The 21,558-nt window shown below is 48.4% G+C and carries 21 protein-coding genes; 9 read left to right on the plus strand and 12 right to left on the minus strand.

All coding sequences use genetic code 11. From position 1 onward, the window contains the following. Positions 1 to 231: 231 nt before the first annotated feature. Positions 232 to 1,014, plus strand: a complete 783-nt coding sequence (locus ACTHPG_RS23690; protein WP_440391810.1) for a YcnI family copper-binding membrane protein — start codon at positions 232 to 234, stop codon at positions 1,012 to 1,014. A 147-nt stretch (positions 1,015 to 1,161) separates the two neighbouring features. Here ACTHPG_RS23690 and ACTHPG_RS23695 read toward each other — a convergent pair whose 3' ends face one another. The 4 genes from ACTHPG_RS23695 to ACTHPG_RS23710 all read right to left on the minus strand — a co-directional run bounded on the left by ACTHPG_RS23695 (position 1,162) and on the right by ACTHPG_RS23710 (position 4,719). Further along, on the minus strand, positions 1,162 to 1,434 hold the full coding sequence (locus tag ACTHPG_RS23695; protein ID WP_091018402.1) for a hypothetical protein: 273 nt from the start codon (positions 1,432 to 1,434) through the stop codon (positions 1,162 to 1,164). A gap of 51 nt (positions 1,435 to 1,485) precedes the next feature. Further along, a complete protein-coding gene (locus ACTHPG_RS23700) occupies positions 1,486 to 2,808 on the minus strand; it encodes a lipase family protein (protein ID WP_440391811.1) in 1,323 nt (440 codons plus the stop codon). Positions 2,809 to 2,823: 15 nt separating this feature from the next. Next, positions 2,824 to 3,105 (minus strand): hypothetical protein, encoded by a 282-nt coding sequence (locus ACTHPG_RS23705; protein WP_440391812.1) that lies wholly within the window; start codon positions 3,103 to 3,105, stop codon positions 2,824 to 2,826. 357 nt (positions 3,106 to 3,462) lie between these two features. After that, on the minus strand, positions 3,463 to 4,719 hold the full coding sequence (locus tag ACTHPG_RS23710; RefSeq protein WP_440391813.1) for a DUF445 domain-containing protein: 1,257 nt from the start codon (positions 4,717 to 4,719) through the stop codon (positions 3,463 to 3,465). Between the two features lie 332 nt (positions 4,720 to 5,051). Here ACTHPG_RS23710 and ACTHPG_RS23715 point away from each other — a divergent pair, with 332 nt between their 5' ends. From ACTHPG_RS23715 to ACTHPG_RS23725, 3 genes are all read left to right on the plus strand, one after another. Continuing rightward, the gene (locus ACTHPG_RS23715; protein WP_440391814.1) at positions 5,052 to 5,879 is read left to right on the plus strand and encodes an aldo/keto reductase; all 828 of its coding nucleotides are present in this window, start codon (positions 5,052 to 5,054) and stop codon (positions 5,877 to 5,879) included. Between the two features lie 274 nt (positions 5,880 to 6,153). Continuing rightward, on the plus strand, positions 6,154 to 6,672 hold the full coding sequence (locus ACTHPG_RS23720) for a sigma-70 family RNA polymerase sigma factor (protein ID WP_440391815.1): 519 nt from the start codon (positions 6,154 to 6,156) through the stop codon (positions 6,670 to 6,672). Beyond that, positions 6,669 to 7,523 (plus strand): hypothetical protein, encoded by an 855-nt coding sequence (locus tag ACTHPG_RS23725; RefSeq protein WP_440391816.1) that lies wholly within the window; start codon positions 6,669 to 6,671, stop codon positions 7,521 to 7,523. Before ACTHPG_RS23720 ends, ACTHPG_RS23725 begins: the two co-directional genes overlap by 4 nt. A gap of 89 nt (positions 7,524 to 7,612) precedes the next feature. Here the strand turns inward: ACTHPG_RS23725 and ACTHPG_RS23730 are convergent, their stop codons facing one another. Beyond that, entirely contained in the window at positions 7,613 to 8,074 is a 462-nt protein-coding gene (locus tag ACTHPG_RS23730) for a cupin domain-containing protein (protein WP_017691032.1), read from the minus strand. A 256-nt stretch (positions 8,075 to 8,330) separates the two neighbouring features. On the opposite strand from ACTHPG_RS23730, the gene ACTHPG_RS23735 reads away from it, so the two are divergent. After that, positions 8,331 to 9,182 (plus strand): AraC family transcriptional regulator, encoded by an 852-nt coding sequence (locus tag ACTHPG_RS23735; RefSeq protein ID WP_440391817.1) that lies wholly within the window; start codon positions 8,331 to 8,333, stop codon positions 9,180 to 9,182. Positions 9,183 to 9,329: 147 nt separating this feature from the next. Here ACTHPG_RS23735 and ACTHPG_RS23740 read toward each other — a convergent pair whose 3' ends face one another. Next, positions 9,330 to 10,943: a glycoside hydrolase family 28 protein gene (locus ACTHPG_RS23740; RefSeq protein WP_440391818.1), complete on the minus strand. Its 1,614-nt coding sequence runs from the start codon at positions 10,941 to 10,943 to the stop codon at positions 9,330 to 9,332. 430 nt (positions 10,944 to 11,373) lie between these two features. Between ACTHPG_RS23740 and ACTHPG_RS23745 the strand changes: the two genes are divergently transcribed. From ACTHPG_RS23745 to ACTHPG_RS23760, 4 genes are all read left to right on the plus strand, one after another. Continuing rightward, positions 11,374 to 12,102 carry an amino acid ABC transporter ATP-binding protein gene (locus tag ACTHPG_RS23745; protein WP_076332616.1) on the plus strand — a complete coding sequence of 243 codons (729 nt, stop codon included), beginning with the start codon at positions 11,374 to 11,376 and terminating at the stop codon, positions 12,100 to 12,102. A 39-nt stretch (positions 12,103 to 12,141) separates the two neighbouring features. Further along, complete coding sequence (locus ACTHPG_RS23750; protein ID WP_440391819.1) at positions 12,142 to 12,972, plus strand: transporter substrate-binding domain-containing protein; 831 nt, start codon at positions 12,142 to 12,144, stop codon at positions 12,970 to 12,972. Positions 12,973 to 13,073: 101 nt separating this feature from the next. Continuing rightward, entirely contained in the window at positions 13,074 to 13,796 is a 723-nt protein-coding gene (locus ACTHPG_RS23755; RefSeq protein ID WP_440391820.1) for an amino acid ABC transporter permease, read from the plus strand. A 218-nt stretch (positions 13,797 to 14,014) separates the two neighbouring features. After that, a complete protein-coding gene (locus ACTHPG_RS23760; protein ID WP_440391821.1) occupies positions 14,015 to 14,665 on the plus strand; it encodes an amino acid ABC transporter permease in 651 nt (216 codons plus the stop codon). A 570-nt stretch (positions 14,666 to 15,235) separates the two neighbouring features. Here ACTHPG_RS23760 and ACTHPG_RS23765 read toward each other — a convergent pair. The 6 genes from ACTHPG_RS23765 to ACTHPG_RS23790 all read right to left on the minus strand — a co-directional run bounded on the left by ACTHPG_RS23765 (position 15,236) and on the right by ACTHPG_RS23790 (position 21,553). Further along, a complete protein-coding gene (locus ACTHPG_RS23765) occupies positions 15,236 to 16,573 on the minus strand; it encodes an FAD-dependent oxidoreductase (RefSeq protein ID WP_440391870.1) in 1,338 nt (445 codons plus the stop codon). A gap of 78 nt (positions 16,574 to 16,651) precedes the next feature. After that, positions 16,652 to 17,506: a carbohydrate ABC transporter permease gene (locus tag ACTHPG_RS23770; protein ID WP_440391822.1), complete on the minus strand. Its 855-nt coding sequence runs from the start codon at positions 17,504 to 17,506 to the stop codon at positions 16,652 to 16,654. Beyond that, entirely contained in the window at positions 17,490 to 18,404 is a 915-nt protein-coding gene (locus ACTHPG_RS23775) for a carbohydrate ABC transporter permease (RefSeq protein WP_440391823.1), read from the minus strand. Before ACTHPG_RS23775 ends, ACTHPG_RS23770 begins: the two co-directional genes overlap by 17 nt. Before the next feature lie 241 nt (positions 18,405 to 18,645). Continuing rightward, positions 18,646 to 19,356: a hypothetical protein gene (locus ACTHPG_RS23780; RefSeq protein ID WP_440391824.1), complete on the minus strand. Its 711-nt coding sequence runs from the start codon at positions 19,354 to 19,356 to the stop codon at positions 18,646 to 18,648. A gap of 30 nt (positions 19,357 to 19,386) precedes the next feature. Then, positions 19,387 to 20,682, minus strand: coding sequence for an ABC transporter substrate-binding protein (locus ACTHPG_RS23785; RefSeq protein WP_440391825.1), 1,296 nt, complete (start codon positions 20,680 to 20,682; stop codon positions 19,387 to 19,389). A 103-nt stretch (positions 20,683 to 20,785) separates the two neighbouring features. After that, positions 20,786 to 21,553, minus strand: a complete 768-nt coding sequence (locus tag ACTHPG_RS23790; protein ID WP_440391826.1) for a response regulator transcription factor — start codon at positions 21,551 to 21,553, stop codon at positions 20,786 to 20,788. Between the last annotated feature and the right edge of the window lie 5 nt (positions 21,554 to 21,558).

The raw sequence follows: 21,558 nt of genomic DNA on the forward strand, positions 1-21,558 counted from the left end.
AAAAGGGAATCAAAAAATCTGGGGATAACAGCGATTGGAAGGTTATTCTGTCATCGGAGTGCATGTGTAAAACATCTTTAGTTCGATTTATATAGTTGAATCAATAAATTTCGGGAATAACGGTGATCGAAAGAACCATTCGTAACCGAAACGGCCTTTGCAGAACGTAGACACTCATTTAAGAAAATGGGCCGCATCATATATGATAAGAACTGAGAGGGGTTATTTATTTTGAAGAAAACATCATGGATTTCCAAACTAACATCCACTATTGCAACAGGTACGGCAGCATTTATGTTATTCGCTGGATTCGCCAGCGCCCACGTTACTGTCAGCCCATCCGTTGCACAGACAAGCGCATGGCAGACGTACACGATTAAGATTCCTTCCGAGAAAGAATTGCCGACAACCAAAATCACCATGAAAGTTCCAGAAGGGGTGGCATTCAAGCAATATCAACCACTGGCAGGCTGGAAAATCACCACTGAGAAAAACGATTCCAATGAAGTCACATCGATTACATGGGAAATTGACGGCGATAACGAAGGTATTCTGGCAGGACAATTCCAGCAATTCAACTTCGTTGCACAGAATCCTAAAGCAGAAGCTGAAGTCGCTTGGGATGCGTTCCAATATTACAGCGATGGCAGCATCGTAGAATGGACAGGCCAGCCAAGTGACAGCAATCCGCATAGTATTACAACCATCAGCGAAGATCCTGCTGCTGCTGGTAATGCTGCGGCAGGTGGAGATCATGATAGCGCTGGTACTGGACATGATAGTGCAGGTACAGAAGCAGGTACCGGTGATAACGCGGCTAACGACGATAGCAAAGCAAACGATGACACCACGCTGGGCGATGCACTTAACGACACCGTTACAGGTGAGCCGAATAACACGGATACAGACCCGGGCACATTGAAGCTTCAACAGGCCACATTGATTGTATCTATTCTGGCTCTGATCCTCTCCTTCCTGGGAATCGCTCTGGCGACACGTCGCAAAAAACGCTAAGAACGATTTGCAGCATACAATAACTTGAGACACATTGAAGTAAAAAGAAGCCTATGGCATCCGGGATCAACCCCGATGTACCATAGGCTTCTTTTTGTCTATCCATGCTGATTGCCATCCGCAATGTGGCATCAGCCATACCACTCTTTAGCGTTCCTGATCCGTCTGGATCATAATCTCGATATATTGCAGCAAGCTTTTCTTCTGCATTTCGATGGATTGAATACGTTTGGACAGGCCCGCAAAAAACTCTTCAATCTGCTGCCTTGTATAATCAGCAGACTGCCCTTTCCAATCATTCAGGCGACTGTATAGCGCCCTCGCCTCCTGTTCATCGGCTTGCAGACGGGCAAGCAGCTGTGTCAGTTCTTTTTCCGCAATTCGAAGATCATTCAATTCCACCAGCAATTGTCCACCCACTTGCGTTCCCCTCCCCCATGTACGTGATATCGACATTAACCAACCTGGTTCCTAATTAAAATGAACCGGACTCTCGTCCGCCTGCCGGAAGGCATCTGCTTTCTCATCGATAAAGTTCAGGAACTGGCTGGTATGTTTCATATGCCATGTGCTAAGTTCTTGAATCGACGCGTCCAGTTGGGTGACAATCGGCTCCAGCCTGCGACTACGGCTTGTATGCAGGTATTGAGCCATGCGGCTTCGTACCTGATTCAGCTCAGCGTTGCACTGCTGTGCATTTTGCTTCCACCGGGAGGCGACACTTTTCAGTTCTTCGGGCGTTACCTGAATCAAGCCAGAAGCACCTGCCCCCAGAGCCATACCGCCGCCAGACTTGGAACCTAACGGACCGAAGTTCTTGCCAAACGGTCCCATGTGATCCATAAGGCGTGGTGAATATTGAATTCTCTCTCCCGTAATCGGATCATACAGGTCATTGGATATGTATCCATTTTTGAAATTATATTGATCCAGGCTGTGATAGTTTTCCCCGCCAAATGAGTTCTTGGCCTTATCGATAATGCCCACTCCATCGTTTGCATCCTCATAATTGGAATTAATGTAGTACGTCGATCCTACATGTCGGTCATATCCGCCCAGCGTTCCGCTGGCTACCAGATCACTGGGATTGGCATAGTTCACAACCTGCCCGTCAAACTCACCCGCTTCAGCCCGGCGACGCATTTCTGGCGTCAAATTGCCCATTACCGATGGTGCACTAAATGTCACGGCTGGAATTCCTGTATACGCAGATGCATATTGTGCATTCCCCCCGCCCAACGAATGTCCGGTCATTGAGAAATTCAGATCCTTATGCTTGTTCTGCATGTGATTTGCATAGTCTTCGGATTGATACATCTGATTAGCCCAGCCTGTTGGGGAGACGGTTTTCTCAATATCTTTTACGCGATCACCCGTCCAATTCTCCACGTCTCTTACCCTGTCACCAGCCCAATCCTCCACTTTGGATATGCCCGTGAAGTCCTTGACGCCTTCGACCCAACCCGGCGTAAGATTATTAACAAAATTCCCGGCCTCCTGCTGGCCCTTACGAATCAATTCTCCGCCACCAATACGACCATCCATGACGAAGTCAGGTACGGAGCGATCCAGGGACGCACTTCCTTCTGTACCACGATAAGCAATGACGGCTTCCTTGGTCTCGGGATTATAAAATGTTACGGCATCAAAACCGGAAAATTTGTTGCTTTCCGTCCCCTCCAGGACCTGCCATCCGGGAAGTTCCGTTAATTTGTCTCCAGCCTTTTGATCCTGGTAGGCCAGATCAGACATCGTTTTGTACGTTTCATCATCAATATTGGACCCGTTACTCAATAACTGCACCTCCCTTTATTTGGCGTATGGATCGTGTCCCTTGGCCATCATCACTTCTTCAATCTCAGGGCTAATGACCAGGTTCTTGGTTACCTTCTTTTTGTAGTCATACGAAATGCCAAAGCTCTGATCTTCATGATCTTTCACATGCCCTTTCATCCCAATCTGGGACACTGCCATTTCCGGCAACAACTCTTTGCTTGTAATCACAACATCCAGCTCGAACTTCTGCTTGAAGTGCTGAATTACAGTTGCCTCAGCTTCCTGGTATAGAGCTTCTTTCTCACTTGCATTCATGTTCTGACAACCTCCCAGAAATATAGTAAACACCATCATTAGTGTGAATAAACCCTTCAACCACCCTGCACGTTTAATACGTATCCCTCCTCTTGGTAGAATCGGCGCATTCACCATAGGTGAAGCCCACCCTATTCATCTGTTACCTGCATCATAGTACAAAATCAACATGAGCCATATCGGCTAACAGGATCGTTTTCATGTAACTTTCTTCCTATATGATTCATTCAGGGTACTTTGGTGTACATTACCCCGTTTCCTAATTCTTGCAACAGAAACATGATAATTTTCCCACCCACGACAAAAAGAGCCTGCTCCTGGTTAGAGCGGCCCTCCTTTTTGCCATACTTAACTGTTCTATTCGAGCACCATCCGCAGAGCGGTGAGCGCAATACCGATAATAAATCCGGTAACCGCTCCGTTAATCCGAATCCACTGGAGATCCTGCCCCACCTTATCCTCAATCATTGAGATCAAGGAGGCATTGTCCATTTTATCTACATTTTCACGCACGAGGTTACCGATTTTGGAATGATTTTTCTCCAGCAGTGTTGTGACGCCATCTACGATCTTGGCATTCATGCTTGTCATCAACTCGTGATCTGCCCGCAGGTCAACCAATACCCGTTCAATGGCAGGCAGTGCATACGTATCTACATACTGTCCATCTTCCATCGCGGCGAGTGCCTTGTCTCTCAGTTCGGTGAGTTTGTTCAGCACCGTTTCCTCTGCGTTCCATCCCTCCAGCATATTGTTCTTCCAGCCGTTGATTCCATCTTGCATAGCCTCGCTCATTGCCAATCGCACCGTCTGGGTACGTACCATATCAAGCACTTTGTACCTCAGTGCACTGCCTTCACGTTTCATATCCTCTACCCGATCGAAGAGATATCCTTGCAAAATGCCACCCAGACGCTCCTCATTCATATAACCAAGGAATGCATTCATCGCAAACTGCATCAATCCGTTCATTTGAATGCCGCTGATCGCTCTCATTCCGCTTTCACCCAAAAACATCACAGTTTCGGGTTTAACCAACCACTCTTCGGCTTGCTTCAGTCCGTAGTCCAGTGCCTTGGCATCGTAACCTCGCTCTGTCATCTGATGGGCAGCCCGTTCCAGAATCGGACCCAGATCAAAGGCGCCCGCCTGTGACTTGATCTCACCCGCTACGAGTGGAGCAATCTGCTCTAACGGCAGACCAGCCAGAATTCGTTTGCAAAGCGTATCAATCATGGTCTTGATCCCGTCATTGTGAAGCTCACGCGTCAACGTATCGAGCACCGTCTCCGCTGCTTTGAAATCTGCAATTTTCTCGGTGATGCTGTCTTTGTTGAGAAGGTTATTCTCTACTGCGGAGACCAGACCTTCTGTCATTTTATCCCGATTCTTCGGTAACAATGCCGTATGCGGAATGGGAATGCCGAGCGGGTGACGGAACAGAGCAGTCACTGCGAACCAGTCTGCAAGTCCCCCTACAAGTCCTGCTTCAAATGATCCTACCAGCAACTTGCCCACGGGAACGCCCTGGAACGGCAAGGATGCTGCAAATCCCGCGCCCATCACCACGAGAGACCAGGCTGCTGCTTTTTTGGTTTGTTTGGGTTTAGCCATTGTAATCTTGCTCCTTTATCATTAATCGCACGGCCCGGCCTGTATCCGATTCCGCACTCCATCGTTTCTTATGTAAACTCTCCACTAGCGAAGTCATAACTTCCATATTTCGTATACTTCATCTTATCACCCACAAGCGTCAAATCCAAACCTCTGCTTGGCGAAAAAGGACATATAAGGCGTTGACTTCGTAAAATGGACTGTCCCTTTTCCAATACCAGGGGGATTTTAGTATAATCAATCATGACGGCCCTTCGATATCGATTGGCTGCTGAACAGCAGGGTAATTACATAATGAAACAATGAATCAATCAGAGGAGGAATTTCGGACCATGAAACACGTGCAGGACACAACCACGCTCTATAACGGAGTCAAAATGCCATGGCTGGGTTTTGGGGTATTCAAAGTTAAAGACGGAGACGAAGTCGTTCATGCTGTCAAAACGGCCATTCAAGCCGGGTATCGCAGCATTGATACAGCGAAAGCGTATAACAATGAAACAGGTGTCGCTCAAGGTATTCGTGAATCTGGAATAGCTCGTGAGGATCTGTTCATTACCACGAAAGTATGGAATAGCGATCAGGGATATGAATCCACACTGTCCGCCTTCGAAGCAAGCATGGAACGACTCGAACTGGATTATCTGGATCTTTATCTCATCCACTGGCCGGTCAAAGGCAAGTACAAAGATACATGGAGAGCACTGGAGAAACTCCACAAGGAAGGACGCATCCGCGCAATTGGCGTGAGCAATTTCCAGATTCATCACTTGGAAGATCTCATGATTGATGCCACGGTCAAACCTGCTGTCAATCAGGTGGAACTTCATCCACTTTTGATTCAAACGGAACTTCGGGAGTACTGCAACAAACACCAGATTCAGATCGAAGCATGGTCTCCGCTCGGACAAGGTCATCTGATGGATCATCCTTTGCTTCAGGACATCGCCGCCAAATACAGCAAGTCCCCCGCACAAGTCATTCTGCGCTGGGATCTGCAGAACGGCATTGTAACGATACCAAAATCCGTTACGCCTGAGCGCATTCGCGCGAACGCCGATCTGTACGATTTTGAGTTAACTTCGGAAGAAATCGAGCAGATTAACGGCCTGAACGAGAACAAACGCTTTGGTTCTGATCCAGACAACTTTAATTTTTAATATAATCGATTACACCCGCCTTCGATCTCAGAAGAGCGGGTGTTTTGTCATGTGATGTTATAGGCAATCTATTCGTAGTTAAGAATGGAGGCGAGACTCGCTATCCTATTCAGTGCCCAATTTAGTGCCCGAAAAAAGTTTTTCTGACAGTTTAGAACTATTTGATCTCCTCATCAGTCTAACGAGTGTCAAACGAACTCAAGCACGTATATAGAATCCAGGCCTGGAACGAGCAGTGACTTGAATATTTAGGTTTATCATGGGGGGATCAGGAGTGATTAGACTGAACCATAGAAAGACAAAAGAAGAACAGTTCAGCGAAAAAATAACAGAGATACAGAATAAATTATATCGACTGGCGTACTGCTATGTTAAAAATGAACAAGAAGCGCTGGATATCGTATCCGAAGCGGTCTATAAAGGGTTCATCGCTTATGGAAAGATGGAATCCATGACTTATTTCGATTCCTGGATGTCACGAATTGTGATTAACACAGCGATAGATCATATTCGGCGCAACCAGCGAGTGACCTATATGGAGGATCATGTACAAGAGTTTGTGGCTCCAGAGCGAGGGGCATCCGTGGAAGAGAAAATGGATCTGTATGATGCACTGGATCGACTCGTGCCCGAAGATAGAGCCTACATTATATTAAAGTTTTTTGGTAATATGCGTTTTCGAGAGATTGCTGAAGTGCTCTCCCTGTCGGAGAATACCGTGAAGTCAAAATTCTATCGGATTATCAACAAATTAAAAATGGATTTAATCGAAGGAGAGGTTGGAGATCTATGACTAGTAAAGAACGTTATGAAAACATTGAAATTCCAGCTCAACTTTCAGATGTTATTCGTCGTGCCCAGCAAAAGGCTGCCGCTCGCAAAAGCTCATCCCGTATCATTCGCTACGCTTCCAGTTTGGCAGCATGTGCTGCTTTGCTGCTCATTATCAACATTCCTACTGTTGCAAACGCCATGGTCAAAATACCTGTGGTCGGAACGATTGTTCAGGTACTTCAATTCGGCGATGGCGGCAAGATTACCGATGGAGTAACCGTGGGATCGGAAGCAACCGAAAATACGCTTAAAATCAATTTTAGCACCGACGAGCAAGATCAGACTAATGATGCACCTCATTATAATGTCGAACACAAAGAAGCACCGAATCGTGTCCTCTTCACGTTTAGCGGTGCACGTTACATGGATGTAGAGAGAGTCAAAGCCGACTTTATGACCCAGCCTTTAGTGAAAGATGTTTATGGTTCCATGATTTTAGATGACTCTTCCATCGGATTTGTAGTTGTTTTAAAAGAAGGGGTACAGTATGCCGTCACGGAATTTAAGAACCCTGGATACCTGGAAGTGAAACTGACTTCCGACGGCAAACCGGTCACCCCTCGGAAGGTATACTCTCTCCGTACAGAATCAATGCCTTTTGGAGAATCGATGGGTATAATTAAAGAATCCTATCCGGATGAGGACATCTCCTTCCTCAAAACGTCCACTGGTCAGTTTACAGCAGTTATTGGAGAATATTCTACCGCTGAAGAAGCTGAACAGAAGCTCAAAGAACTCGCACAGCAGCCAGATTATCACGAGGAGTTTTATGTGGACAGCTGGATGAGTAACGAGAATCCAAGGGAGTAGTTATTGCCAAAAGAGAAAAATCCCGATTCGGATGCCTATGCACCTGGATCGGGATTCTTATTTCTTATTCCTTATTTCTATATCAGGTTCTATTCGCTTTTGGATACAAGCTTGAAATCATCAAAGTGGAAACCTGGCGCTACTACGCAAGTTACCAGGACAGGCTCATCGCCAAGGGGACGCGCTGTCTGCCATACGCCGGCAGGAACGAGCACCTGTGGTGATTGACCCGCAGCAATATCCATTCCCAGAACAAGCACTTCCTCGTTCTCCGGGTTCTCCCCGTTGCCGCCCAGCTTCAGTTCAACCGGACTGCCACTATGCCACAGCCAGAGTTCATCGGACAGAACCGTATGCCACTCGGAGATTTCATGTGCATGCAACAGAAAATATGTGGAACTTGCCGAGAATCGTGGACCGGAATAGGTATCCGGCAGCACGGACTGTGGAATCTGATAAGATGCCTTCCATTCTTCCTTATACCAACCGCCTTCAACGTGAGGCTGCATATTGAGCGCAGCAACCAATGGCGATAATTCATGTGTCGTCATAACCTGATTCCTTCCTTCTACATCATATTGGAGACACTCCTTAACCAGAGTTTCGCCTCTCTCCCCCTACTCTAAAACATCATGCAAGTTTTGTCACCTTGACAGCACACATGGCCCATGTCAGATTCGTTCACCAGGTATTTTACATATGATTAAAGAAATATTTCATTTCCAATGATAGCGTTTACAAAAAGATGGATTTTCCGTTATGATATGGATATCGCTGTTACTCCGTGAAGCAGAGAGGAGCTGTACCATGAGTCTCATAGAGGATCGGATTGGACCCAAATATCGAATCGGTGAACATGCGTTCACCATTGAACATATGCGCAGACATGACGGGAATGGTATGCCTCAGCCTCACGCTCACCCTTTCTACGAATTGTATTATCTGCTCGAAGGAGAACGCGTCTATTCCATGAATGGTCAGATTCTGTCTGCTCGCAAGGGTGATTTCATTCTGATCAATCCACATGATGTACATACCACTTCCAAAGGAAGCATTCCGGGCTTTGAACGAATCTTAATCGGTTTTTCGCCTGCTTTTGCAACGGGGATGGAGCTCGGCATATGTGGTCTGCTGCCTTTTAATTGTTCCAGACTCCTTCGTCTGCCTGAGGCGGAACAGCCCGAGATGGAGCGTATACTGTGGCAGATGCTGCAAGAGTGCAAAGAACGCCGTCCTCACTATGAGATCGCCGTAAGAAGTCTGCTCGCCCAACTTTTGATTCGTATTCATCGGGTAGAGGAGGTCATTCGGCAGTCATGCCCAGGTCCTTTGCATCCGATGCAGGATAAAATCAGTGAGATTGTTACATATGTAAATAACAACTATACCGAACCACTTACGCTGGAGGGAGCAGCTAATCGCTTCTATATCAGCCCTTCCTATCTGAGCCGAATGTTCAGCCGATTTACCGGATTTCGGTTCAGCGAGTATTTGCGTGTTGTCCGAGTCCGCGAGGCACAGCGGAGACTGCTGTCCACACAAGAGCGTGTACAAATGATCGCAGAGAAAGTAGGATTTGAGCATACGGCTCATTTTAACAAAACATTCAAGCAGGTCACCGGTACAACACCACTTCGCTATCGCAAGGAACACCGGTAGATCCTGAGACACCTCATATAAAAGCCGAGTGGGTAGCCTTGTTCCAGAGATTGTGTATTCTTATGTCGAAAGGCATCACGATCACTGGATCGATGGCTACACCGCTGCGGCTGAATAGACCTGCTTCTACAAGCCTACTACATACCTTTACCTGCGAATGATCACACCACTTCGTACTTCAGGACCAACAGAGATCTGTCGACCGTCTGTATCGGCATCGCCTTCACGACATACAATACCCGCAGATTCGTGTCCGGTCACCATCAGAAGTCGGCCATCTGCACCTTCGCCCTGAATGCGCTCTAACTCCGCACCTTTGCACTGGTGCAAATGAACCAGCGGACCTTCAGTAATCTGAGCCTGCAAGTCTGCAATATGCAGATGCTTCGCATGAGCACATTGGATCCCACTGCGGGCTTGCACGTTGTAACGCTCGATTCTAACGCCATCCAAAGGCAGCTCTGGCAACCCACTCACGAGCAACGCAGTGTCCGCACCGGCACAGACCACATCCGAGATTCGAATATCCCGAAACACCGGGGTCTCTTCGCTAATCTCCTGAGACAAGTCACTGCCCCGGGCAGACCCTTCCTGATTGGCATAGAAAAAGGAAAATGAGATGGCTTCCATAATAATATCCTTCATATAAATGCGCTCAATCTGAATATCTTCAACCACCCCGCCGCGTCCACGTGCGCTTTTGAAGCGAAGTCCAATGTCTGTGCCAATAAACGTACAATCCGATACTCGCACATGCCGCACACCACCGGACATTTCACTGCCAATGACAAACCCGCCATGGCCGTGATACACCGTGCACTCCCGAATGGTGATATACTCCGATGGAAGACCCAGCTCACGACCTTCGGCATCCTTGCCTGACTTCAGACAGATCGCATCATCACCGACATCGAACACACTCTTCTCCACCACCACATGACGGCAGGATTCAATGTCCAGCCCATCTCCATTCTGTGAGAACCACGGATTCCGTACACTCACGTTACGAATGGTGATATGCTCGGATGCCCAGGGATGCAGATTCCATGCAGGTGAGTTCTGGAACGTTGGGCCATCCAGCAGTACCCGGTTGCATCTGCGCAAGCTGACCATGTTGGGACGTAGAAAGTCTCTAACTTCTTCATAGGCAGCGACATCACGCACTTGCTCCTGATGCAAACGATTTGCAATGATACCGCCTTCAAGTGCAGCTGTGGATGGCCACCAGATTTCTTCACCGCCACCACCTTGCTCTACAACACCCCCTGAAGCGACCAATCGGTTCCATTGTGAAGTGGTCATTTTGGAACGTTTCACCGGACGCCAGGCTTCGCCGCCACCATCCCATATCCCCTCACCGGTAATCGCAATATCCTCCAGTTGATCACCATCGATCGGAGATTGGCAACGCACAACCTGCCAGCCTTCGAAGCTCGATGCAATTAAGGGATATTGATCAAAATCCCGGCTAAACGTCACCAATGCCCCAGCTTCGACATGCAGCTCAATCCGGCTGCGCATTACAATCGGACCTGTAAGCCATACTCCGGCAGGGATCACAATTCTGCCACCTCCTGCTTCGGCACATGCCGTGATGGCAAGCCGAAACATCTCTGTGTTATCCGTTAAGCCGTCTCCAACAGCCCCATAGTCTGTAAGCTGAAAATCCTGAGCAGGAATGACTGGCAAATCGGCTTCATAAGCTCGAATATCGAACTGGGCACTTGCTCCTGTCGATAATGGGGAGTGATATGTATTCATCGTGCAGAATCATCCTCTCTACCTGTAATGGAATTGTTATGAGATCAATCATATCAATGGCAAGAAGTGCAAGGTTAAGCTTTTTTGCCATGTACACGTGGAACTTGATGCTATTTGTTTTTTATAATTCAAAGTCATAAATCCAACATCACTATCAGTATACTCTATACAACTATTCCAAAGGTTGGAAAACAACTAGGAGAATAGGTTCAATTTTCTGTCAGGATTCGTCACAAGGTATTTAATAAATTGACACATACATAACACATTTACTGGCTACAGTCCTAGGAAACCCATTACTTATGTCATGTTTTATCACAAACCAATTGCCATAAGCAGGATGACTATGTATGATTAAACAACTAGTTTCAACTTATTCCTTATTATTCCTTTTCCAAAACAAACGTTGCAGAAAGGATGGGGTGTACTCTTGATTGAATTTAGGGGTGTCCAGAAGCATTTCGGTCATTTTCATGTCCTCAAGGATATCCATCTTCACATCGAAGAAGGAGAAGTCGTCGTCATTATCGGGCCTTCCGGCTCCGGCAAAAGCACATTACTCCGCTGTATTAATCGCCTGGAGACCATTACCGAAGGTGAACTTGTCGTCAGTGGGATTCCTCTGCATCAGAAAAAGGTGGACATCAACCTCTTCCGCCGTGACATCGGCATGGTATTTCAACACTTCAATCTCTATCCTCACAAAAAAGTCATCGATAACATTACCCTTGCACCCATGAAGGTGCGCAAACAACCCAAAGAACAGGCAGCATCAACGGCAATGAAGTATCTGACCCGGGTGGGCATTGCCGACAAAGCAGACAGTTATCCCTCCCAGTTGTCCGGTGGACAACAACAACGGGTAGCCATCGCCAGAGGACTGGCCATGGAACCCAAAATCATGCTGTTTGATGAACCTACCTCTGCACTCGATCCTGAGATGATCGGGGAAGTTCTCGATGTTATGCGCTCTCTTGCCCATAATGGCATGACCATGGTCGTCGTTACTCATGAGATGGGATTCGCCCGCGAAGTTGCGGACCGGGTCATCTTCATGGACGAAGGCCGAATTGTAGAAGAGGCCACCGCTGCTGAATTTTTTGACAACCCCAGAGAAGAACGAGCACAACAATTCCTGAGCCGTCTGATTCATCATTGAGAATAATCCACTATTCCATTTTGAAAGGGGTCTTTTTTCATGAAAAAAATATTGGTATGGCCATCATTCATACTCGTCCTCATTCTCTCGCTGGTATTGTCAGGTTGTAGCACAGGCGAGGAGAGCAGTAGTGGCGGTTCTGGCGGGGATGCTGAAGCCAAAGGAACAATCGAGCAGATTAAAGAGCGCGGCAAACTCATTGCCGGGGTGAAATATGATACAAAGCTATTCGGATTGAAAGATCCCGCAAGCGGCAACGTTGAAGGATTCGATATTGATATCGCCAAGGCCCTCGCCAAACAGATCCTTGGAGATGAAACCAAGGTCGAACTGAAAGAGGTCACTTCCAAGACACGTATTCCCATGCTGCAAAATGGAGACATCGACATCATCATCGCCACAATGACGATTACGGATGAACGTAAGGAACAGGTGGATTTCAGTGATGTTTACTTCGAGGCAGGCCAATCCCTGCTGGTGAAAAATGATAGTCCAATTACCGGCCTGGAAAGCCTCAGCGGGGTGAAAGTACTCGCGGTGAAAGGCTCCACATCGGCTCAGAACATTCGCGAGAAAGCCCCTGATGCTGAAGTGCTCGAATTCGATAACTATCAGGATGCATTCACTGCTCTCAAAGCAGGCAAAGGCGAAGCGCTGACCACGGATAACATCATTCTCATCGGCATGCAACAGACGGATAACAGCTTCCAACTGGTTGGTGGCAATTTCACAAGTGAACCTTATGGTATGGCTATTCGCAAAGGCGACACTGCCTTCGTGGAAGAAGTCAACACGCTGCTCAAAAGCATGAAAGACAGCGGGGAATATGACACATTACATGAGAAATGGCTGGGCTCCAAGCCCGAGTAATCCTGATTAATGATGAGTAGCGGTGGTTTCGTCTGCTGGATGTGATGCATGAGCAGGCGTAATCGCCGTTTCACCATCTGGAGAACGGAGGCTTCGCCTATATGGGCACATTGGATTTCAACGTACTGATGCGACACTCGGATCGTTTTCTGGAAGGATTCCTGAACACCATTCAAGTGAGCATTACGGCTCTGATCGGCAGCTTTATCCTTGGCGCAATTCTGGCTATCTTTCGGATATCCCCTGTGAAACCGCTGAACTGGATTGGCACGGCTTTTGTGGAATTTATCCGAAACATTCCCCTGCTGTTGGTTGTGTTTTTCTTCTATCTTGGACTGCCTGCACTCGGCATTTCGCTCGACGGATTTGTCTCCGGTACGCTGGGTCTGACCATCTATACCGCCGCTTTCATTGCCGAAGCGATCCGAGCGGGCATTCAGACGGTGCCGCGGGGACAATTGGAAGCAGCAAGATCCTCCGGCTTGTCCTATGTACAGGCCATGAACCTGATCATTCTGCCCCAAGCGATCAAGATTGTGTTGCCGTCCATCGGTAACCAGTTCATCAACTTGGTTAAAAACTCATCCATTCTGGCCGTCGTAGCCGGTATGGATCTCATGTATTTTGCAGACATCGTTAACTCGGATACGTTCCAGCCGCTAAGTGTGTACACTATTGTTGCGCTGTTCTATCTGGTGCTGACGCTACCACTCAGCTTTCTGGTGCATTATATGGAGCGTAGGTTCGGACAGAGTGATGCAGAGGTGCGCAGCACCAAGGGCAAACCGAAGGAGAACAAACCGGCAGGTCAGGTCACCATGTAACAGATTAACCTATGTATGCGCAGATTTTTAGGAAGATATATTGGCTTATCCAGGTGGTTTAAATGAGTACTGGATCGTCTGTGTTTTACTGGCATTGGTGATCATGTCACAGTGCATATTGAATTCATTTCTACGGCGCTTGAGTTATACACAGTCCATGCCCCATCTCTTGAATCTTCGATATTCCATTCCCGCATACAGAAGGAGGCCGATGAAATATGGACTTTAGCGGGGCCTATGCCTGGCCCAACCTCCGTTACCTGCTTCAAGGATTCCTGATCACCCTACAGGTAGCAGGGCTATCTATTGTATTCAGCTTTGTGCTCGGCACCGTGCTGGGTACGTTGCGGTTTACCCGTATCCCTGTCCTGTCACAGATCGTCGCGGTGATCGTGGATACGATTCGCAATCTGCCGCTACTGCTTATCATTTTCTTCATCCACATCGTACTTCCGCAGCTCGGGATTAAAATGTCCGTCTTCTGGTCCACCGTCGTTGGACTGAGCCTGTTCGAAGGCGCGATGATCGCGGAGATCGTCCGTAGCGGTCTAAAGTCAGTTGAACGCGGTCAAGTAGAAGCCGCCCGCTCCTCGGGCTTGAGCTACATGCAGACCCTTGGTGGCATCATCATGCCACAGGCGCTACGCCGCATGTCCCCGCCAATGGTCAGCCAGTTCATCTCACTCCTGAAGGACACTTCACTGGCGATCATCATCTCCCTGCCGGAGCTGATGCACAACGTGCAGATCCTTGGCGGTCAAAGTTTCGATTATATTATCCCGGCTCTGCTGCTCGCAGCCGTATTGTATTTTGTCATCAACTACACACTGTCCATTGTCGCAAAGCGACTTGAGGCACGCATGAATTGAATGACTGAATGACTGAATGAATGAAGCGCGGAGAATAAAGCATGAACACAAACGAAACATGAAGGAGCATGACGGAACCGAGACTTCGTGATTGATTAGATGCGAAGGAAGATATGAAGGAAAGAACCCTTAAATGAAAAGAATGAGAGAGCCCCAAAGACTCCAAACCCACCCATGCAGTGGATTGGAGGCTTTGTGGCTCAGTTATGCTCATAAAATCAAAATCACACGAGCTTCCTACCGATTTTCTAACGAACTGGGGGAAGCTTATTAGTCATTTTGGGGATAGTTTCTAATCTAACGAATCGTAGATGCTCTACTCTTCCGATTCCCCCCAAGTTCACCCCTATTTCAGGGTTTTGAGTAAAATAGCTTCACTGAGATTCGTTACATTTTTCATTTCAACTTATCGCCCCAAATTAGACGTCTCAGGTTCGTTAAAACTAATGCCCTCCGCGTATGAAATAAACATTCACACCACGTCCACTATTAATGATTCATCCCGCTCCCACAACTAATACTTCGTCCAATCCGTAATCTGCCCAATTTCGTCCACAATCAACTCATCCGTTAGATCGCCGCTCCGTTGCGACGTAATTCCGCCTGTAGCAGCTCAATTGGCAGTCCCACCGGATCAAGCTTCATCTTCACGGTTAGTGCAGCCGCTGTCCCGGCGGCCTCCCCGGTAGCCATACAACTTGGCGTCAGCCTTGTCGTTGCATGCGCCTCATGTGTGGTGGAGATGCAGCGTCCTGCCGCCAGCAGATTACGGATATTGCAAGAGACCAGACAGCGATACGGAATATCATACGCCCCGTCTCCCTCTATAAAGGCAGCCATAACACCTTGACCCGATGGGTCATGGATATCAATCGGATAACCGCTTCTGGCGATCACATCGTCAAATTTACGTCCCGTAACCACGTCCGCCTGGGTCAAGGCATAATGCCCAATTATCCGTCTCGATTCACGAATACCAATCTGCGGTGCTACTGCGGAGATCGAAGCCCCTTCGAACCCTGGTACATCACGCTGCAAAAATTCAGCCATCATCAGCACCTGCTTCCGCCCTTCCTGTTCAGCAGAGGTCAGATCCTCGGCATCCGTCGCATCGAGTCCCTGCACCCGGGTACAATTAATCAGCACTTCATCGTCAGCCGGTCCGGTAAAAAACAGCACTTGGTCGCGATTAATCGGCACACCCGCTTTTTTCCATTGGGAATAGAAGCCGCTCACCCCGGTTAACGGAATGTTGTCCAGCTCTGCAAAAGGCGTTTTCACATAGAAATCCTCCGGATGCTCCTGCATGTATTGCTTCACTCGTCCAAGATCCACACCACGCATGCGGAATTTCATGGTCATCGGCTGTGACTGGTTATCGCCATCTCTCCCTTTTGCCACCGAAGCACCCGCAAGATAAGCCAGATCTGCATCACCGCTTGCATCCACGAATACGTTCGCCTGGAACTCCTTTCGTCCAGACTTGTTGGTTACTCGCACCGCTTCCACCCGATCATCCACAACGACCACTTCATCCACGAAACTGTGCAATAACAGCCGGACACCAGCCTCCTGCAACATCTCTGCCGCTACCACCTGAAAGATAGCTGGATGGTACGGCGTGACACTGTGCACAAATCCAACTGTATCACGCAAATGCCCCGGGGAGCCGCCACGCGTCTGCAAACGATCCACAATCTCCTGCGCAATACCTTTAATGACCTGCTCACCATGTTCCGTATGGAAAGTCATCCAGGGATAGACCATAGCGGCAGTGGACATCCCGCCCACGAATCCGTATCGCTCCACCAGCACTGTGCGGACACCCTGTCGTCCTGCCGCAATGGCTGCCGCTATACCCGCTGGACCTCCGCCCACAATAACCACATCTGCTTCTTCCTTTTCCATGCTCATCCGTTCACGCAAATGTTGTCCCTCCTTCCGTTCTATTGCACGTATTGCTCGCCTTTGCACGTATTTCATGGCTTACTCTTTCAGTCCCGTCATGGCAACCCCCTCAATGAAGCGCCGTTGTGCCAGGAAAAAGACAATTAACAGCGGCAAGGTCGCCATGACGGTGGCGCTCATCAGATATTGCCAGGCTGTACCCACTTCATCTGTAAACAGGGATAACCCAAGTGGCAGCGTCATTAGATCACGCGAGTTAATGAAAATCAACGGATCGAAGAACTCATTCCAGATCGTCACAAACGTGAAGATCGTCAGCGTAGCCATACCCGGCTTGGCAATAGGCAGCATAATTCGCGCATATATTCGGAATCGGTTGCAGCCGTCGATCATCGCCGCTTCCTCCAGTTCCGTTGGCACCGTAATGAAGAACTGCCTCATCACAAAGATGCCAAATACACCGCCGGCGCCAAAGATTGGCAGTAGTATCAGCGGAAGATGAGTATCAATCCACCCCAGCTGCCGCATGAACAGGAACATCGGAATTGCCGTCACCTCATGGGGAATCATCATGGCACTCAGCAGGATGAGAAATACCACATTACGTCCCTTAAACGGAATTTTGGCGAATGCATAACCGGCGAGTGAAGCAAAAAACACAGTCCCCAGCACAACCAACGCAGAAATGTAGATACTGTTCCAATAAAAACGGTGAAACGGAATCAGTCGAAAGACATCGATGTAGTTCTGAAATCGGAATGATTCCGGTATCCACTGTGGTGGATAAGTGAATATGCTCTGGGGCTCCTTGAATGACGTCGATATCATCCAGATAAACGGAACAATCATGATTAGCGAAATCAGTGTCAGCAATAAATACGTCCCAAGGGTACTTCCTATCTGCCTCCCCGAAGGGCTAGGCATCGCCTTCATTGAATACCCACCTCTTTCGGAGCTGCCATTGCAGCAGTGTCAGGATCAGTACGATGAAGAACAGCACATAGGCGAGAGCAGAAGCATAGCCGAATTGAAATAGTTTGAATGCTTTTTCCCAGATATAATAAACCAATACCTTGGTGCTGTTACTCGGTCCACCCTGTGTCATCACATAGATCTGCCCAAACACTTTAAGTGAACCAATCACGGTCATGACCACAGTCAGAAACACCGTTGGTGTGATCATCGGCAGGGTAACGTGAAAGAAGGTTCCTCTTCTGCCCGCACCGTCCAAGGTTGCTGCTTCGTACAGGGAACGCGGTACCTGCTGAATGGCTGCAATGAACAGCACCATATTCAGACCTACATTCTTCAGCACACTTGTTACAATCACCGCAGGCATTGCCAAATCTTTATTGTATAGCCAAGCCGGACCCTTGATGCCCGCCATCAACAGAAGCTGATTAATCAATCCTGACTCTGTTGCATACATCAGCTTCCACACGATGGCCCACACGATCAACGAAGTCATGACTGGAACAAAGATCGCTGTTCGGAAAATTCCGATCCCCCGCAAGTTTCTGGATAGCAGCAACGCGAGTAGCAGGGCGAGCAAAATATTAAGCGGGACCAGACCTGCTGTGAAATAAACCGTATTGGCGAGCACTTTCCAGAACATGGCGTCTGTCATAATATCGCGGTAGTTATCCAGTCCAATAAAATGATGATCCCCCAGCAGCGGCCAATCAGTCAGGCTCATGTATAACGCGAGACCCATGGGAAATAGCAGCAGCAGGGTAAACCCAAGCACCATCGGCGATACAAACAGCCACCCCGCGATCTGGGCCTCCCTCGCGAGCGGCCCCCTTCTTTTGCGCTTGTGTGGATGGGTCACAATCAGGCCCTCCTTTTGTTATCAAACTTATCCCCTGAAGCTGAACTCTGTGACGATTCTATATAAGGTGAACTATACATTTACACAAGAACGTAGAGGACAGAAAAAACCTGAAGAAGCGAAGTGGTCGCCTTTATCCCCGGATTTCTCCCTCTATATAAGGGATTCCAAAAAAATCTGGGGATAACAGCGATCGGAAGGTTGTTCTGGCATCGGAGTACAAGTGTAAATATCCTTTAGTTCAACTTATATAGTCCAGACAGTTCAGACTGTCCACTGCATTGCGGAACCCGTTTACAGCCCTTCGCAGCTGTTCCTCCGTGTCGCCTGTCACAACTGCTCCAAGCATAATCGCTTTGACCCCGGTATCGCGCAGCACCCGAACATCCCCCGGTACCAGCTTACGCTGGGAAGGAACTAAGACCGGAACCTGGGCTTGCAAGACCAGACGGCGATACTTGAGCACATCCGCGAAGCTGAGCGGTGTACCATATTCTTTTCCAGGGACAATGGATGCCTCCAGAGCAGCGAAGCCGAAGTGAGCTGCGGGTGTTACCAGGGAAGCATCATATTCCTCATTGATCGCAAACGTCGGGTCCAGACCCAAGTCACTCAGCATGAAGGAAGGCAAGTGATGTGCATAGATGGAATAGAAGTCAAAACCCAGCCCGGCAAGCCGCTCCACATCCTCCCTTCGTGCTCCATCTATACTGCCAGAAGGTACGACCCCAAGCGGACCGCCAAACTCATTGCGAATCGCCCGAAACACGTCGGTATACCTATCCAATGGGCCAAAATGATTCCCGCTGGCGCGATGACCGACATTATAGTGCACCTTCAGTGCATCAGCGCCCTCTTCCATGGCTGCCCGAGCCAAAGCAAGTTCATTTTCAGGCAGACTGACCACCAGCGACAGCGGTTTCCGCTCAAGTAATTCTTTGAATTTGCCCATTATTCTCACCTCCGGTTTTGATCGACTTACTTAGGGTTGCAGCACACGTTGAATCTCTTCCTGCATTTGTTTCAGGTTATCCTCAGCTGTCGCCGTCCGGGCAAACAGTCGGTCGAATCCCTGCAATACCGCATTATCGATATCCTGCCAACGGATATGACCGGGAATTAAGCGCGCTTTCGGCATTTCATCAATAACAGCTTGCACAATATGTTCTTTGCTCGGATTATTCGGCTGAAGAATGAATGCGTCCGAGTTCAGAACAGAAGTGCGAGGAGGCACAAAGTAGGTGGCTGTCGCCTGAATCCCCTGCTCACTGGCAAAATACTTCAACAGCTTCTTCGTTTCCTCTGGATGTTTGCTGTCGTTGAACATGGCATATCCGGCCTGCCCCAACATCGGTACACTGCCTTGTGAACCGGAAGGCATAGGCGCGATGCTCCATTCAAAATCCGTAATCTCCCTTGCTTTGGAAACATAGCTGTAATTATCGAAAAACATCCCCACATTGCCCGCATCGAAGCTGATCTGCTCCCCCGCCTTCGGATGTGATTCATCGGTGAACATCATGCGCTCCAGTAATTCAAAGGTCTGCACACCAGAGGCATCGTTCCAGGTGAACGTTGTCATGTCTTCATCGAAAGAACCGCTTCCATTGGACCACGAGTAAGAAGAGAGCACCGCCCAGGTCTTCCAGTCGCGAAAAAGGTTGGCACCATAGATTCGGTTGCTCGCATCCTTGCTGGTCATCGCTTTGGCGGACGCTTCGAACTGTTCCCACGTCCATTGTCCTTGGGTGGCAAGTGTGTTTGGATCCGTCAAGCCAGCCTTGTCGAACAGTGTTTTATTGTAAAACATGACCACCGGAGGTGTAGAGAAAGGTAGCCCCAGCAGCTGGTCGCCATCACGGAACAAATCCAATGTACTTGGAATATAATCATCCAGCTTAAACTGTGCCTCATCCTTGAACTCGGATACATCGGCCAGAATGTGATTGGACTTGAATTGTGGTACCATTCGCTCCGATACCCAGGCGAGATCGGGAAGAGAGCCTCCGGCAGCAAGCACCGAAATTTTTTGCTGGTATTCTGCGAAAGGTACGGATTCCATCGTGACTTTGATGCCTGGGTTTTCCTTGGTGAAGTCTGCAATCAGTTTGTTGTATACATCCATATGTGCCTGGTTGCCCCACATCATGAACTTCAGCTCGACCTCTCCATTCTCCCCGCCTGCACTGCTAGGTTCACTGCTGGAATTGGCGCTAGTGCACGCGATTGAAGCCACCATCATGAGTACTAACACCAGTATCAGTCCTGCTTTTTTCATGAAAATCCCCCTTATGGACGTCGTGGTATACATGTGCAACCAAAGTATAACGAAAGCATCGTTCCCCCATAAATCACGTCAACTTCAGAAATGGTATGGTTTTTCAAGAGATACTGAATCGGTCTCGGTATTCCCCCGCAGTCCATCCCACCTGCTGCTTGAACACCAGCATGAAGTGTTTGGGACTCTGATGCCCGGATAACCGTGCCACATCATAGATTTTGAGACCTGTGTTGATCAGCAACCACTTGGCCCGCTCCATGCGTGCCTCCGTGATGTATTCGGAATAATTGATGCCTATTTCGTTCTTGAACAACTGGCTCAAATAAGTAGGGTTCAAGTTAACGAGATCTGCGATCGTCTGAAGCCGCAAATCTCCATCGGGATGCTGCTTGATGTGCTCCTTCACATCTCGGATAATCTTCCGCGTATCTCCACCAGCATGTTCTGCTTTCCCAGATGGCTCCGGGATCGAAAGGGTTGAAATACCATATCTGCGATCCAGCAGTAATTGAATCTTTTGTATGCATAATGCCAGTTCATAGCGATCGATTGGCTTCAACAGGTAGTTCAGCACCCCAAACTCCATCGCTCTGCGTGCATATTCAAACTCGCCATAGCCGCTAATGATGAGCATGAGCAGTTCAGGGTACATGTCTCTGGCTTTGCTTACCAGAGTTAATCCGTCCATTCCACGCATGCGGATATCCGTGATTAACACATCCGGCACCTCACATCTCAGAAAATCCAGTGCCTCGGTACCGCTCGACGCTTCACCCGTTACCTGAAACTGGGAAGATACTTGTACGATCAGCTCTCTCAGTCCCTGACGGATGACCGTCTCATCTTCTACCAGCAATACTTTATACATGCGCT

The sequence above is a fragment of the Paenibacillus sp. SAF-068 genome, from assembly GCF_051967555.1.
Taxonomy (GTDB): Bacteria; Bacillota; Bacilli; order Paenibacillales; family Paenibacillaceae; genus Paenibacillus.

Excerpts from the sequence above, each read along its gene's own strand:
- ACTHPG_RS23705 (WP_440391812.1), bottom strand. The coding sequence starts at position 3,105 with ATGAATGCAAGTGAGAAAGAAGCTCTATACCAGGAAGCTGAGGCAACT.
- ACTHPG_RS23710 (WP_440391813.1), bottom strand. The coding sequence starts at position 4,719 with ATGGCTAAACCCAAACAAACCAAAAAAGCAGCAGCCTGGTCTCTCGTG.
- ACTHPG_RS23715 (WP_440391814.1), top strand. The coding sequence starts at position 5,052 with ATGAAACACGTGCAGGACACAACCACGCTCTATAACGGAGTCAAAATG.
- ACTHPG_RS23725 (WP_440391816.1), top strand. The coding sequence starts at position 6,669 with ATGACTAGTAAAGAACGTTATGAAAACATTGAAATTCCAGCTCAACTT.
- ACTHPG_RS23730 (WP_017691032.1), bottom strand. The coding sequence starts at position 8,074 with ATGACGACACATGAATTATCGCCATTGGTTGCTGCGCTCAATATGCAG.
- ACTHPG_RS23735 (WP_440391817.1), top strand. The coding sequence starts at position 8,331 with ATGAGTCTCATAGAGGATCGGATTGGACCCAAATATCGAATCGGTGAA.
- ACTHPG_RS23740 (WP_440391818.1), bottom strand. The coding sequence starts at position 10,943 with ATGAATACATATCACTCCCCATTATCGACAGGAGCAAGTGCCCAGTTC.
- ACTHPG_RS23750 (WP_440391819.1), top strand. The coding sequence starts at position 12,142 with ATGAAAAAAATATTGGTATGGCCATCATTCATACTCGTCCTCATTCTC.
- ACTHPG_RS23755 (WP_440391820.1), top strand. The coding sequence starts at position 13,074 with ATGGGCACATTGGATTTCAACGTACTGATGCGACACTCGGATCGTTTT.
- ACTHPG_RS23760 (WP_440391821.1), top strand. The coding sequence starts at position 14,015 with ATGGACTTTAGCGGGGCCTATGCCTGGCCCAACCTCCGTTACCTGCTT.
- ACTHPG_RS23765 (WP_440391870.1), bottom strand. The coding sequence starts at position 16,573 with ATGGAAAAGGAAGAAGCAGATGTGGTTATTGTGGGCGGAGGTCCAGCG.
- ACTHPG_RS23770 (WP_440391822.1), bottom strand. The coding sequence starts at position 17,506 with ATGAAGGCGATGCCTAGCCCTTCGGGGAGGCAGATAGGAAGTACCCTT.
- ACTHPG_RS23780 (WP_440391824.1), bottom strand. The coding sequence starts at position 19,356 with ATGGGCAAATTCAAAGAATTACTTGAGCGGAAACCGCTGTCGCTGGTG.
- ACTHPG_RS23785 (WP_440391825.1), bottom strand. The coding sequence starts at position 20,682 with ATGAAAAAAGCAGGACTGATACTGGTGTTAGTACTCATGATGGTGGCT.
- ACTHPG_RS23790 (WP_440391826.1), bottom strand. The coding sequence starts at position 21,553 with ATGTATAAAGTATTGCTGGTAGAAGATGAGACGGTCATCCGTCAGGGA.